The sequence below is a fragment of the Salegentibacter sp. T436 genome, from assembly GCF_001932675.1.
Classification (GTDB): domain Bacteria; phylum Bacteroidota; class Bacteroidia; order Flavobacteriales; family Flavobacteriaceae; genus Salegentibacter; species Salegentibacter agarivorans.
The window spans coordinates 1,305,132-1,320,215 of the sequence record NZ_CP012872.1 but is presented as its reverse complement, the minus strand read 5'-3'; the positions used below and the strand labels follow the sequence as shown (position 1 = coordinate 1,320,215).

At 37.2% G+C, this 15,084-nt stretch carries 13 protein-coding genes; 4 read left to right on the top strand and 9 right to left on the bottom strand.

Annotated elements, in window-relative coordinates:
- Window positions 1-163: 163 nt before the first annotated feature.
- Window positions 164-1,087, top strand: coding sequence for a NifU family protein (locus AO058_RS05840; protein WP_075325677.1), 924 nt, complete (start codon window positions 164-166; stop codon window positions 1,085-1,087).
- An 11-nt stretch (window positions 1,088-1,098) separates the two neighbouring features.
- Here AO058_RS05840 and AO058_RS05835 read toward each other — a convergent pair whose 3' ends face one another.
- Window positions 1,099-3,351 carry an inorganic phosphate transporter gene (locus AO058_RS05835; RefSeq protein WP_075325676.1) on the bottom strand — a complete coding sequence of 751 codons (2,253 nt, stop codon included), beginning with the start codon at window positions 3,349-3,351 and terminating at the stop codon, window positions 1,099-1,101.
- Window positions 3,352-3,589: 238 nt separating this feature from the next.
- Between AO058_RS05835 and AO058_RS05830 the strand changes: the two genes are divergently transcribed.
- The 3 genes from AO058_RS05830 to AO058_RS05820 all read left to right on the top strand — a co-directional run bounded on the left by AO058_RS05830 (window position 3,590) and on the right by AO058_RS05820 (window position 6,872).
- Complete coding sequence (locus AO058_RS05830; RefSeq protein ID WP_075325675.1) at window positions 3,590-3,790, top strand: dodecin family protein; 201 nt, start codon at window positions 3,590-3,592, stop codon at window positions 3,788-3,790.
- Window positions 3,791-3,857: 67 nt separating this feature from the next.
- Window positions 3,858-5,900, top strand: coding sequence for a thioredoxin domain-containing protein (locus AO058_RS05825; RefSeq protein ID WP_075325674.1), 2,043 nt, complete (start codon window positions 3,858-3,860; stop codon window positions 5,898-5,900).
- Between the two features lie 75 nt (window positions 5,901-5,975).
- Window positions 5,976-6,872 (top strand): mechanosensitive ion channel family protein, encoded by an 897-nt coding sequence (locus AO058_RS05820; protein ID WP_075325673.1) that lies wholly within the window; start codon window positions 5,976-5,978, stop codon window positions 6,870-6,872.
- Here AO058_RS05820 and tsaB read toward each other — a convergent pair whose 3' ends face one another.
- From tsaB to AO058_RS05780, 8 genes are all read right to left on the bottom strand, one after another.
- Window positions 6,873-7,532 (bottom strand): tRNA (adenosine(37)-N6)-threonylcarbamoyltransferase complex dimerization subunit type 1 TsaB, encoded by a 660-nt coding sequence (tsaB, locus tag AO058_RS05815; protein ID WP_075325672.1) that lies wholly within the window; start codon window positions 7,530-7,532, stop codon window positions 6,873-6,875.
- A 21-nt stretch (window positions 7,533-7,553) separates the two neighbouring features.
- Entirely contained in the window at window positions 7,554-8,786 is a 1,233-nt protein-coding gene (locus AO058_RS05810) for an efflux RND transporter periplasmic adaptor subunit (protein WP_075325671.1), read from the bottom strand.
- 3 nt (window positions 8,787-8,789) lie between these two features.
- Complete coding sequence (locus AO058_RS05805) at window positions 8,790-10,229, bottom strand: TolC family protein (RefSeq protein ID WP_075325670.1); 1,440 nt, start codon at window positions 10,227-10,229, stop codon at window positions 8,790-8,792.
- 62 nt (window positions 10,230-10,291) lie between these two features.
- On the bottom strand, window positions 10,292-11,410 hold the full coding sequence (locus AO058_RS05800; RefSeq protein ID WP_075325669.1) for an efflux RND transporter periplasmic adaptor subunit: 1,119 nt from the start codon (window positions 11,408-11,410) through the stop codon (window positions 10,292-10,294).
- Window positions 11,411-11,446: 36 nt separating this feature from the next.
- A complete protein-coding gene (locus tag AO058_RS05795; RefSeq protein ID WP_075325668.1) occupies window positions 11,447-12,712 on the bottom strand; it encodes an ABC transporter permease in 1,266 nt (421 codons plus the stop codon).
- Between the two features lies 1 nt (window position 12,713).
- Window positions 12,714-13,961: an ABC transporter permease gene (locus AO058_RS05790; protein WP_075325667.1), complete on the bottom strand. Its 1,248-nt coding sequence runs from the start codon at window positions 13,959-13,961 to the stop codon at window positions 12,714-12,716.
- Window positions 13,954-14,655, bottom strand: a complete 702-nt coding sequence (locus AO058_RS05785) for an ABC transporter ATP-binding protein (RefSeq protein WP_075325666.1) — start codon at window positions 14,653-14,655, stop codon at window positions 13,954-13,956. The genes AO058_RS05790 and AO058_RS05785 overlap by 8 nt, the downstream gene beginning before the upstream one ends.
- Before the next feature lie 108 nt (window positions 14,656-14,763).
- Window positions 14,764-14,997 carry a hypothetical protein gene (locus AO058_RS05780; protein ID WP_075325665.1) on the bottom strand — a complete coding sequence of 78 codons (234 nt, stop codon included), beginning with the start codon at window positions 14,995-14,997 and terminating at the stop codon, window positions 14,764-14,766.
- Between the last annotated feature and the right edge of the window lie 87 nt (window positions 14,998-15,084).

Below are 15,084 nucleotides of genomic sequence, written 5' to 3'. Positions count from 1 at the left end.
AAAAAACAAATAATATTAAGAAGATAAATTTAATAATTAAGCTAATTTGATTAGCTCTTAAAAAAACATTATAATCCCCACTAAATAAAGTTCTAATCCCCATAAGAAAGGTAAAGATATAGATTAACTAAGTTTTCTTTAGTACTTTTGCAAAAAAAATGATATGAGCAATTTCACCATAAATATACAAGCCACCAACAAACCGGGAATCATTAAATTTGAAACTAACAAATTTCTTACCCGGCACGAGAATCACGAGTTTAAAAATATTGATGAAGCATCCAAATCTCCTATAGCCCAGCAGTTATTTTATTTACCATTTGTAAAAACGGTTTATATCGCTCAAAATTTTATCGCGATAGAAAAATATGATATAGTGGAATGGGATGATGTACAGGAAGAAGTTGCCTCGCAAATAGAAGAATTTTTAAATAAAGGCGGTGTAGTTGTAAAAGAAGACACCAAGGACGCCAAGAATGTTCCGGTTACGGTTTATGCTGAAAGTACTCCCAACCCGGGCGTAATGAAGTTTGTAGCCAACAAAAAACTGGTTTTAAAAACTGCCGAGTTTAAAAATATTGATGAAGCTAAAGATGCGCCACTTGCGCAACAACTTTTTCATTTTCCATTTGTAAAAGCAGTATTTATAGATTCTAATTACGTTTCTATCCATAAGTATGATGTTGCACAATGGGAGGAAATCACCCTGGAGTTAAGAGAATTCATTACTAATTACCTACAGGATGGGAAAGAAGTTTTAAAAGCCGAAGCCTCGGTACCACAACAAACTGAAGCAGCGAGCCATCCGGCAAATCCAGAGGTAAGCCAGGAAATTAAAGATCTTGACGATACTTCTAAACAAGTTATCGCAATTCTTGATGAATATATTAAACCTGCGGTTGCCAGCGATGGTGGAAACATCCTTTTTGATTCTTATAATGCCGATAATAAAACCGTAAAAGTAATTCTTCAGGGAGCTTGTAGTGGTTGTCCTTCTTCTACAATGACGCTTAAAAGTGGAATTGAAACAATGCTAAGGGATATGCTACGCGGAAAAGTAGATTATGTAGAAGCAGTAAACGGATAATTCTTTAAACGTTAAAGCGTAGACTTCGCTTCCACATAAAATTCTCTGAATAACTGAATTAGATTAAGGGTAGACGAAATAAGGTCTTTAGACTCCAGTAAAAACCCAAAATAAAGTTTTGTGTTTTTAGGACTGCTTTCTGAAGTCCTTATTCGTGTGATCTGTTTCTCTATCATTTCTGAAACCATATCTAGCAACTGTTGCTTTTCAGCAAGAATATTGTCTAAGCGCTCAAAGTCGTGTTCATCAAAGGTGTATTTTATCTCTCCAAATAACTCCTGAAGTTTTCTATCAATCTTTTTCAAATCCCTAATCTGGTTAAATTTTAGGTTTTTGTGATTGTTATTTACGTGTTCAAAAGAGTTTCTGGTAATGTATCGGGTAGAGTTTACCATTTCCTGCAAATAATCCAGCAAATGAATATAAAATCGGCTTGCTTCAATTGAATCTTCGTCTAGCGATTTTATAAAGTAATAGATATTTCCTTTTAAATCATCTACTTCGCTTTCAAGCTCTCCAACTTTCTTATTATTCTTCTTTAGTTTTCCTAAATCGTGATAACCCAGGTTATCTACGGTTTTGGTATAGCGTTTACTAATCCCAGAAATTACCTGGGAGATATTTACAGAGCTTTCTGCAGTAATTTCGTTAATAGTAATTATATCGGTTCGTTTATACCTTTTCTGGCGCTTATCGGCTTTAGCTTTTTTAGCGTGAGAGAGTGTATTCTTAACGATAAAAAAAGCGGTTATAGAAACCAAGACGGCTATAGCAATTAAACCTCCATAATAAATTATTGCGGCAAAAATTGCAGCTCCTAAAAAAGCCACCAAAGCCGTAACAAACCAACCTCCAATTACATTTAAAACTCCCGCCACCCTGTAAACGGCACTTTCCTGGTTCCAGGCCCTATCGGCCAAAGAAGTACCCATGGCCACCATAAAGGTAACGTAAGTGGTAGAAAGCGGAAGTTGCCAATTAGTTCCCATGGAAATTAGAATACTGGCTACCACCAAATTCACCGAAGCCCTCACCAAATCGAATGCGGGTGGTGCTATTTCCCTGGGCTGATTTTTAGTCTTTGGAGTTTCAAACTGGTTATTTATCTGCTTTCTAACCTTCTGCGGAAGTACATCTGACACTGCAGCACCAAACATTATAGAATACCTAACAATGGTTCGGGATAAATAATTAGCTCCAAACGGTTCTGCCCCCTCATTTTGCCGGGAAAGCTTTACACCGGTATCTACCACGGCCCTTGCTTTTCCTGAAAACCACAAGGTAAGTACCATAACTCCCCCCGCAAAAATGAGGATTATCTCTGGTGTGGGAACGCTGCCGGCGAGATCACTCATTAATAATTGAGAAGCCGAAACTCCAGAAACGCTCCATATTTCGTAAGATTGCCAGGCTGCTATTGGCACCCCAATAAAATTCACCAAATCGTTTCCGGCGAAGGCCAGGGCCAGCGCAAACGTACCTACCATCACAATTATTTTAAGAATATTTACCCTAAAAAAACTAATAAGAATTTTAGAGAGCATAGTAAAACCAAGCAGACTAAAAATAATAATCTGTATTCGATTCTCATTTACATCGTCTACAAAGTGATCTGAAACAAAAGCCATACTGTTAAGGCCTTTTATGAGGATAAAATAGAAGATCGCGGCAAGAGAAACCCCTCCAAAAATAACCCCGGCAAACCTCAGTCTTTTTTCATATTTAAAAGAAAATACCAAACGTGAAAAATACTGCACTACAGCACCCGTAATAAAAGCAATAACTATGGCAATAAGAATTCCGAAAATAACTTCAGAAGCTTTTTCAACGTTTATAAAGTTTACCAGGTGCGAAATATCGTTAGTAGTGTTAAAAATTTTGATTAAGGCGACACTTACGGCTGCTCCTAATAATTCAAACATAATGGAAACCGTTGTAGATGTTGGCAAACCCATAGAATTGAAGAAATCCAACAGCAAAACATCAGTAATCATAACGGCCATAAATATGACCATGATCTCTTCAAAATAGAATTCTTGCGGAAGAAAAATTCCTTTTCTTGCTACCTCCATTAATCCACTGGAAAATATAGCGCCCACCGCCACACCAAGACTCGCAATAATAAGGATAGACCTAAGGGAAACCGCTTTAGAACCAATGGCAGAATTCAGGAAATTAATAGCATCGTTACTAACCCCAACCACCAAATCGGTGATGGCCAGAATAAATAAAATTCCCAGAATTATTAAATAAACATCCTGCATGCGAATAACTTCCTTTTAACCTGCAAAAATCAGTGATTTTTTCCTTATATCGTTTTTATGAAGGTTATTAAAACTTTAATTAATAATGTAAAGCTTAAATCATTCCGCAGAAATTTTAGAAGAAGTAGGCCCGTAATTTACTGGTAATAACCCCTATTTTTTAGTTTCAATTTAGTTTTCGAAGAAATTAAGGCTATCTTTAGTTAATTGAATACTAACATTTTAAAACCAATCTATTATGTCTATTGTAAAAGTTATTGAGATCCTGGCAAATTCTACCGAAAGCTGGGAAGATGCCACGAAGAAAGCAGTGAAGCACGCCGCGAAAACTGTGAAAAATATAAAATCGGTTTATGTTAAAGAGCAAAGCGCACTTGTGAATGGAGAAAACATTACCGAATTTAGGGTTAATGTAAAAATCTCTTTTGAAGTCAATTAATTTTAGCTCAAGAAATTAGCAAGGCTCTCTGGGATTCCAGGGAGCTTTTTCATTTTAAAAAATAACCATGACCACACCAAAATTCACCAATAGCCTAATAAACGAGACCAGTCCCTACCTTTTACAACACGCACATAATCCCGTAAACTGGGAGGCCTGGAATTCCCAAACTTTAAAAAAAGCGCGAGAAGAAGATAAATTATTGCTTATTAGCGTAGGCTATTCTGCCTGCCATTGGTGTCACGTGATGGAGCACGAAAGTTTTGAAGATGAAAGTGTAGCCGAAATTATGAACCAGCATTTTATAAATATAAAAGTTGACCGCGAAGAACGTCCAGATATAGACCAGGTTTATATGAATGCGGTACAGGTAATGACCGGTGCCGGCGGTTGGCCTATGAATATTGTTGCCCTCCCCGACGGCAGGCCAGTTTGGGGCGGAACGTATTTTAGAAAAGAGCAATGGAAAGACGCTTTAAAACAACTTTCAGGACTTTACCAAACCAAGCCGGGGGATATGAAAGCATATGCTTCACGGCTTGAAGAAGGGCTGCAACAATTGCAACTCATAGAAATTCCTGAAGAAGAAACGCCGTTCAGCAAAGATTTTCTAAATGAAATTCTTGAAAAATGGCAAAATGGCTTCGATAAAAAAAATGGTGGTTCCCGCGGGGCACCAAAATTTATGCTTCCGGTAAACCAGAAATTTTTATTGCGTAGCGGCGTGCAGTTAGAAAATAAAGCCGTTTTGGAACATACTCTTCACAGCCTTAATAAAATCTCTTATGGCGGCGTTTTTGACCACATAGGCGGTGGATTTTCGCGTTACTCGGTAGATGAGCGATGGCACGTACCTCATTTTGAAAAAATGCTCTATGATAATGCCCAACTGGTAAGTTTATATAGCAAAGCCTATTCATTCACTAAAGATAATTGGTATAAAGAAGTAGTTTTTAAAACCCTAAATTTTATAGAGGAAGAACTTACCGATACTACAGGCGCTTTTTACTCGGCTTTAGATGCCGATAGTGAAAATGAAAACGGAAATAAAACCGAAGGCGCTTATTACGTTTGGAAAAAAGAGAACTTACAGGAACTTTTAAAAGAAGATTTTCCAATTTTTGAAGCTTATTATAATATAAATTCTTCCGGAAAATGGGAGGAGAATAATTATGTTCTTATCAGGTCTAAAAATGATGAAACCATAGCTGATGAATTTGATCTCAGTTTATCTGAACTGGAATCTAAAAAAGAAAATTGGACTAAAATTTTAAAAAAAGAACGTGATAAAAGAACAAAACCGGGATTAGATGATAAAAGCCTAACGTCCTGGAACGCTTTAATGCTTACCGGCTACGTAGACGCTTACAAAGCTTTTGGTAACCAGGAATTCTTAGAAAAAGCTCTTAAAAATGCTGAGTTTCTTCAGGAATATCAGTTTAAAAAAGACTACAGGCTATGGCATAATTACAATAACGGAAAAAGTTCTATAAATGCTTATCTGGAAGATTATGTTTTTTGTACCGAGGCTTTTAAAAATTTATACGAAGTTACTTTTGATGAAAAATGGCTGGAAATTGCCGAAAAATTAACTGAGGTTTGTTTTGAAGATTTCCAAGATGAAAAAACCGGCTTATTCTATTTTACTTCTTCCAAAGATGAAGCGCTAATCACCAGAAATTATGAATTAAACGATAATGTAATGCCGGCTTCAAATTCCGTTATGGCTAAGAATTTATTTAAAATCTCTAAAATAACCGGAAACCGGGATTATTACAATTTAGCTGAAAAAATGCTTAAAACCGTTCAACCCCAAATAGAGACCCAGCCGCAATCCTACGCCAACTGGCTGAATTTAATGCTTAATTTCACTGGAAATTTTTATGAAGTCGCAATTACTAGCAAAAATGCACTGGGAATAAGAAAAGAACTTCAGGAAGAATACTTTCCGCATACTGTGTTTGCAGGAAGCCTCCGTGAATCAGAAGTAGAACTTTTAAAATCGAGATTTAAAAATAATAAAGATTTAATTTACATATGCAGTGATGGTAAATGCGATCTTCCTTTAAACTCCGTAGTAGAATCTATTAAAAAAATTAAACAATTTTAACAAAAATTAAACAATAAAGGTTCTGATAAATAAAATATTTATAGTCAATTTGTTGCTTGAAAAATAATTGATATAATGGATAAATTAAACGATTGGGGCGCCATCGCGAAAGAATACGCAGAAAAATTAATAGATTATCTGCCAACGTTATTAGGAGCACTTGCGCTGCTTATTATTGGGCTTTGGGTAATTGGTCTTATTGTTAAATACTTAGACAAATTATTTAAAAAGAAAAATTTTGATGAAACCTTAGAAATCTTCACTATAAATGCTGTAAAGTGGGGACTTCGCATCATTCTTTTTGTACTTTTTATTACCCAATTAGGTGTAGAAAGCGCATCTTTGGTTGCCGCAATTGGTGCGGCCGGTTTAGCCATTGGTCTTGCTATGCAGGGCTCGCTATCTAATCTCGCCGGCGGTGTACTTCTTATAATATTAAAACCCTTTAAAGTCGGTGACTGGATAGAAGTTCAAGGGGTTTCAGGTACTGTTGTAGAAATTTCCTTATTCTATACCAAATTAGACACTTTTGGAAATCAACGTGCAGTAATTCCAAACGGCGAATTAAGCAACGATAATATTATTAATTACAGTCATAATGGTACAAGAAGGGAAACCTTAAGTTTTGGAATTTCTTACGATGATGATTTGAAAAAGGCTAAGCAGGTACTTAGAGATCTTGTTGAAGAGCAGGAAGATGTGCTTAAAGACCCGCCACCACAAATTATTGTAGCTGAACTCGGTGCCGATTCTGTAAACTTTTCAGTTAGATATTTTGCCGAAAACAGTAAATTCTGGGATCTTCACTGGTATATGATTGAAGAAGGAAAAATTAGACTGGAAGAAGCCGGAATGACAATTCCTTATCCTCAGCGTGATGTTTACCTCTACGACCAAACTAAAATGAATGGTACGATAGAAAAGAAATCAGCACAAAAACAGGATAACAACAATTCGAATATCGCCGATTAGTTACCCGGCAATAAAGTCTTTTAAATAATAAGGTTCAAAATAAGCGACATCTTCGGTGTCGCTTATTTTGTATTTAGCTTCCGCCAAACTGCACATTTCCCGTGCAGAGGGTAATTTATCTGATATAAATTCAGCGTTAGCATGTTTACAAATCGCTTCAAACTTTTCTACACCGTTTCCTATAAATACCGTTTTATCTTTTTCGAGAAAATCAATAAAAGAATTTTCAGCTAAAACTTCAGCTTTGGTTTCTCTAATATTCTTCAAATTTTGATCAAAGACTGCTGAATAAACTTCCATTCTACGCGCATCTAACATCGGAATTATATATCCTTTCTCCAGTTTTACCTGCGCTGCTAAAGAAGCGAGCGTAGCGATAGAAATTAATGGAATATCTAATGAAAAACATAAGCCTTTGGCGGTAGAAACGCCAATTCTAAGTCCGGTGTAAGAACCCGGCCCTTTACTTACTGCTATGGCATCAAGATCTGTGACCGTTAAATTATTTTCTTTTAGAATTTCATCTATAAAAACGTGTAACTTCTCGGCGTGCGAATAATTGTTACTCATATCTTCTTTAAGCGCAAGTTGAACGCCATCTTTTGAAAGTGCCACAGAGCAGTTTGTAGTAGCGGTTTCTAAGCAAAGTATTAATGCCAAATCTTCAAATTTTTCTTATTCCTATTTATTAGTCACCTCAACATCATCACCTTCTTTCAGGCTTTTTGTCACGGTATTATAAGGGCCGGTTATTACCGTCTCCCCTTCCTCCAGGCCTTCGGTAATTTCGATATTACTATCGTCCTGGATTCCAGTGGTAACTTTTCTAAGTTCGGCTTTTTCTCCTTCTTTTAGAAAAACCGCCTCATATTTTTGATCTTGATTCTTACCTGCCGTGGTATCATTTTTAATCACGATAGCACTAATAGGCACTCCAATTATATTGTCTTTTCTATTGGTAATTATATCTACAGTAGCTGTCATCCCCGGTCTAAATGGAGAATAATTCTCATCTTTTCCCGCTAAAAGCTGTTTGTAAGATTGTTCTATTATACGAACTTTAACTTTAAAATTAGTTACCTGGTCTGTAGTAAGAGCAGCATCAGCCGAGTTAGAAATTTCAGTAACAATTCCGCTGAATTCTTTTCCTAAATAGGCATCAACTTCAACAATTGTAGAATCTCCTACCTGTACTTTTACAATATCATTCTCGTTTACATCTACTTCCACTTCCATATTGGTTAGATTGGCCACCCTAAGAATTTCGGTACCGGCCATTTGCTGGGTTCCAACAACTCTTTCACCAAGTTCGGCATCAAGTTTTGAAATGGTTCCGCTCATAGGCGCGTAAATATTGGTACGTCCAAGGTTATCTGTAGCTTCTTTTACCGTAGCCGCTGTACTTTGCATATTGTAATAAGCAGATTCTTTATTGGCCTGTGCTACTTCATATTCTGAAACGATCCTGTCCCATTCTGCTTTAGAAATTACACCCTTTTCAAACAAGCTTTTGTTTCGGTTATAGTTAGCTTCAGCTTGTTTTAAACTTGCCTGGGCTTGCGAATAATTTGCTCTTGAAGTTTCTAATCCTGCCTGGGCTCTATTTACGTTAGATTGGTAAATATCTGGATTTACCCTCACCAATAGATCACCTTTTTCTACCGCCTGACCTTCAACCACGGGAAGTTCTATTATTTCTCCTGAAACTTCTGAAGAAAGTTTTACTTCAATTTCCGGTTGAATTTTTCCCGTAGCCGAAACTGTTTCTATAATATCTATAGGTTCTATTTTGGTTATTTCTACTTCTTTAAAATTGCCAGATTTACCAAACCAACCGGCTTTTTTTCCTACTATAAGCAAGACAATAAGCGCGAGAGCAATTCCGATAATTATAAAAAGAGTCTTTTTCTTCATGGTTTAAAATTTAAGATCGGTCACCGGTACTCCAAAATATAATTCAAGTACTTTTAGTTTAAAAATGTAATCGTATTTAGTTCTTAGCACTTCACTTTGTGCATTTTCATATCTCAATTTTGCCTGGCTAAATTCAAAAGCATTAGAAATTCCCACATCAAAACGTTGTGTAGAATATTCAAAAGCCTGCTCTTGCGCGTTTGCTGCAACCAGGGCCGCTTCGTAAGCTTCAAAAGCTCCTTCGGCATCTACATAAGCCTGATAAACATTCGCTTCAAGATCTAATTCTGCCTGCTCCAATTCATATTCCGCACGCCTGGCATTTACCTGGCTTCTTCTTACCTGGTTCCTGGTGGCAAATCCGCTAAAAATTGGTACACTAACCTGAACCCCGTAAGTCATACCATCGTTGCGTTGTAATTGTTCAAAAAATGGCAGCGGGCTACCAATTGTAGTAAGCGTATTTGGTGCCACAACAATGTCACCGGTTTCTTCTACCACACCAATCTCGCGGGTAGGATCGTTAGGATCTATTTCTGCACCCACTATTCTTCCCTGTCCAGATTCCCTGGTATTATAGTTAAAGAAAGCTCCTACACTTGGGTAGTAAGCTCCTTTGGCAATCTCTACGTCTTTTTGAGCAAGTTCACGGTTTGCTTCAGCAATTTTAATTTCAGAACGTTCTTCTTTAGCCTGTTCTACTATATCCTCTACTGGATTATCTAGAATTTCGGTTCCAAAAATATTATAATCTCTTTCTACGATATCAAAATTCTCATAATCTTTAAAAAGCAGGGTTTGAGCTAAACTTATAAGAGAAATTCTAATATTGTTTTGGGCCACAATTATTCGCTGTCTTTCATCGGCATTGGTAGCTTCAATTTCCAAAAGATCTCCCTGCGGTAAAGAACCGGCTTCTACGAGTTCCCTGGTTCTTTCCATTTGTTCCTGGGTAACTTCATTTTGCATTCTAAGAATTTCCAGGTTTTGCTTGTTAAAAAGCACCTGTAAATAAGAATCTGCTACAAACAACGTAATATCATCTTTCATCCTGTCTAGCGCATACTGGCTGGCAAGTTCAGATATCTTTGAACGTTGCAATTGTTTAAAGTTTCTTAGCCCATCAAAAAGGTTTAGACTTGCAGTTACTCCTGCAGAAAAGTTTCTGGTGGTTTGCGTTTGTAAAACTCCAGTAGTTACGTTTTGGGTAAGACCCGTATTCCAGGAATTTGTTGCAGATGCATTTATATTAGGCAGAAAATTACCAATTGCGTCTCTTCTACCAAGATCTGTCAACTCCACATCGAGTTCGCTTTGTTTTACTGAAATATTATTTTCCAGGGCATAATTAACACACTCCTGGAGGGTCCACTTTTTGCCTTCCTGTGCTTTTACCACTAAAGCAGAAAATAAAAATATGATTAGTAAGCTGTATTTTTTCATAATAGGAATTGTAGTTGATGAGTCTATGAAATTCTAAACTTGTTACATTTTGAATTAAAAATCTAATTACCGGCAAACTCCGGACTAGGTTTTACAATATTCCAAACCTTAATTTTATCGTCTTTAGAAATGCCATTTATTACCTGAACCTGAATACCATCACTTATTCCTAATTCCAAATCCCGTCTTTCAAATTCCTGGTCTCCGGTTTGTACTTCTACAAAAGGCTTCTGGCTGTCTGGGTCAAATTGAACAAGTGCTTCTTTAATTGCTAAAACCTCGTCTGCCCGGTCTAAAATAATAGAGGCATTTGCACTTAAACCGGCACGAATAAAGGTAGTATCGGCTTTATCTAAAGTTCCTTTTATTTCAAACTGAATGGCTCCGTTTTCGTCTACACCTTTTGGTGCTATATAATCTAAAATGGCATTAAAAGTTTTATTTTCTATAGCACCCACAGTTACTTCAAGCGGTAAATCTTCTTTAATTTTCCCCACTTCACTTTCATCAACTTTTCCTTCAAAAATCATTTCGTTAACATCGGCAAGCGTGGCTAAGGTAGTACCATCGTTAAAGTTGTTACTTTCAATAACCTGGTTTCCTACTTTAACCGGAACATCCAGCACCATTCCATCTACAGTAGATCTTATAAGCGTGTTGGCTGCACTACCAATACCGCTTGTGGTACCGGTTTGAACAATTTCAAAATTCTGCTCGGCAGAGCGGAAGTTTTGCTGCATCCTTTTAAAATTAGCTTCAGCATTATCAAAATCGTTTTGAGAAATCACCCCTTTTTCAAACAAAGATTTCTGTCTTTCAAAGGTTTTCTTTTCATTTTCTAAATTGATCCTCGCTGTAGCTACGGCATCTTTCGCACTTTGTAATGAATTTACATTGGGGATCACCCTAATTTTGGCAATAAGGTCACCCGCCTTCACTTTCTCCCCGGCCTCAATATATATTTCATCTATAATTCCTGAAATATTCGGCTTTATTAGCACTTCTTCTTTCGGAACAATATTTCCCGTTGCCACCGTTTTCTTCACGATGGTTTCCATTGAAGCCTGCTCGGTTTCATAAACCGTAGGATCTTCCTGATTTTTTTGAAACAAATAGTATAACGCCCCTACAAAAACCACGGCGATCAATACTAAAATTGAGATGGTAACTGTTTTTTTCATTTTTTGATTGAATTTGTATTCTTTATTTTTTTCTAGTTATTCGGTTCTAAGAGCATCTACAGGCTTGATCTTAATTGCGTTTTGCGCCGGAATAAGCCCGGCCAGCAAGCCAGAGCAAATTAAAATCATTAAAGCAGTAAGTACCACTCCCAGATCTACACTTGGATTGGCAAACATCATTTCTGAAGTATCCATACCGCTTAAGGCATAATTTATTGCGGCAATAATTCCGGTGGCAAAAATAATCCCTGCCATTCCTGAAATTATGGTAAGAAAAATAGATTCCATTAAAATTTGCCCCCTAATAGACCAGGGTGTGGCGCCAAGTGCACGCCTAACCCCAATCTCGTTGGTTCTTTCTTTTACTACAATGAGCATAATATTGCTAATTCCAATTATCCCTGATAGCAGTACTAAAATCCCTACAAAATAAGCCACTGCTTTTAAGGCTATAAACAAACCGTTTATTTTGTTGAATTCTTCGTATAAATCAAAATTACCTACGGCTCTATCATCTTCAGGATGAATAGAATGCCTGCTCTTTATGAGATCTAAAACGCTGGATTTTAAGCTGGTAATAGAATTTTCATCTTCGGCAGTGATCGCCATCCAACCTACGGTATCTCCCATATTAAAAGCCTGGGAAAAAGCCGTAAAGGGCACATAAATTTCTTTCTGTGCTTCTTCTGAATTTCCACCTCCGCCACCTTTCTTTTTGTATGTGCCAATTACCATAAAATTTACACCATTAATTTTGAGATAAGTTCCCAGGACTTCTTCCTCCTTTTCGTACAATTCGCGCCTTACCCCTTCACCAATTATGGCAACTTTACGCTTTTCCTGAATATCCAGATAATTAATAAACCTTCCAGAAGTAACATCCATAGGCTCCTGCTGAATGATTTCGGGATAATCTCCATACACGTTAAAGGCACCGGTTTGTAAACCGCGAACCACATTGTTATTTCCACCAAAGCCCCCTAACTGGTTCCTGGGAGATATAAACCTAAGTCCAGGTACATTTTCCCGCAAGGCTTCAACATCAGAAGTTTTAAAATTATAGCGCCTGCCTTTGGGAAGGCCTTTATAAGGTTTAGAAGCCGTTTGTGTCCACATAAACATAGTATTGGTAGCTATACCTCCAAAACCTTGTTTTACGCCATTTTCAAACCCTTTACCGGCAGCCAGTAAAATAACCAGGATGAAAATTCCCCACATTACCCCAAAAGCCGTAAGTAAAGTTCTAAACCAGTTAGCACTTAAGGCTTCAATTATCTCGTTCCATTTATCCCTGCTAAACATATTATTCGTCTCTTAATGCTACAATAGGTCTAATTCTCGCGGCTCTCCAAGCAGGGAAAAATCCGGCGATTGCACCGGCCAAAACCAGGATAAAAACGGTAGTAAGGGCTACATTGAAATTAACCGAAGGATTGGAAATATACTGGGTTTCTATAAGCGGACCCACAAACTCCAATAGTAACAAACTGGCAATTAAACCTATAAACCCAGCAATTGCGGTTACAAAAATAGATTCGTGAAGTACCATTCCAACTATAGAAAGTGGCTCGGCGCCGAGTGCTTTTCTAATTCCAATTTCCCTGGTTCTTTCTTTTACAATTATGAGCATAATATTACTTACACCAACAATTCCGGCTATAATAGTACAAATACCAACTCCCCAGAAAAAGAATTTTATCATATCCATAAGATCGAAGAAACGCTTGGCATTTTCCAGAGAGTTATTAATGCTAATGGCACTTTCATCGTCTGGCGCTATGGTGTGGGTTTCTTTTAACTGATTTTCTATAGCTTCAGAAAAACGAGTAGAAGCGGCCAGGGCTGCTTCAAAGTTTTCTGCAGGCTCTAAGGTAAAAGCCATATTTGCAATATTATTACCGCCTCCAAAAACACGTTGTGCGGTAGAAAGTGGCATAAAAACCCTACTTTCTTCTCTTTCCCCACCCGGATCGGTAAAAACACCTATTACTTTAAAATTTACTCCTGAAATTTGAACATACTCACCAATGGGATCTTTTTTGTCTTTAAAAAGATCGTTGCGTACTTTATTACCAACAACTACAACTTTTTCGAAATTTTGATGGTCTTTAAAATTTACAAATCTTCCTTCCACCATCCCACTGTTTTCCAGAAACTGATAATCTGGATAAACACCTTCTACACGATAGGAACCAGATTCTTTTCCAAAATTCACTATTCCATTCCAAATTCTGTAGATAGAAGATCTATATTCTAAATCGTCCTGATATTTAACAGCAGTGTAATTGAAGTCTTCATTTTTCATCTGAATTCTTCTCCCGGGATTCAGGCCTTTATATTCTTTAGAAGTCACCCCGGTATAGACATACATTATATTGGCGGCATCTCTTTCAAACTCTTGCGCAATACCATTACGCATCCCTTCGCCAATTCCAAGAAGAACTACCAAAATAAAGATACCCGAAGCCACTGAAAGCCCGGTTAGAAACGTTCGTAATTTATTTTTACGAATTGTTTCAAAAATTTCTTCCCAACGTTCAAGATCAAACATTTTGTAGCGCTCTAACCTGGTTAACGGGGGTGTCCTGTATAATTCTACCGTCTTTTAAATTGACGATTCTTTTGGTCATTGCTGCAATATCGGGTTCGTGTGTTACAACAAGTATGGTGCGGCCTTCATCGTTAATTTCCTGAATTAAATTCATCACCTCGTAAGAGGTTTTTGAATCTAAGGCGCCCGTAGGTTCATCGGCTAAAAGTACTTTTGGATCGCTGGCAAGTGCTCGTGCAATTGCTACACGCTGCTTTTGCCCTCCAGAAAGTTCATTGGGTAAGTGCCCTGCCCAATCTGCAAGACCTACCTTTTCAAGGTAACTCATTGCCTTATCTATACGTTCACCACGTTTAATTCCCTGGTAATACAGCGGAAGCGCAACATTATCCAGAGCGTTTTTATAAGAAATAAGGTTGAAGGATTGAAATATGAAACCCAAAAATTTGTTACGGTACCGGGCCGCTATTTTTTCGTTTAGATTTTTTATAGGAACGCCATCTAAAGTGTAAGAGCCTCCATCGGCTTCATCTAGCATTCCTAAAATATTAAGTAAAGTAGATTTCCCAGACCCTGAAGATCCCATGATAGAAACGAGTTCCCCTTCAGCAACGCTAAAATTAATTCCTTTTAAAACGTGTAGTGAATTACTACCCATTTTATAGGATTTATGAAGATCTTTAATTTCTATCATCGTAGTGAAAAATTACAGGTTGTTAACTTTTAACTAAAAGTGTCACCCATAAGACTCTACGAAAAGGGAAATGTTACATATAATTGAAGAAAATATTTTAAAAGCTGCTTATGCCTTTCCAGACTTCTTAGCTTTTTTTCGGGAACGATATATAAAATATCCCAGGCCACCCACCAACAAATAAGGAAAAGCCATTAGGTAAAGAATCCCGTTATTAATACCTTCAGCAGCACTGGTATCGGTATCGCTTTCTAAAACTGCGCGGCACATAGAACATTGTGCTTCAGCTAATTCAGGAAGTAGCAGCAAAAAGAAAAAGATAAATAAAAACCTGATTTTCATAGCAGTAATTTCTAAATGCAAATTTAATAAATTTTACTATTAAGCTCTCTTTGCAGTTGTTAAGACTTAAACTACTTCAGAAGAAAA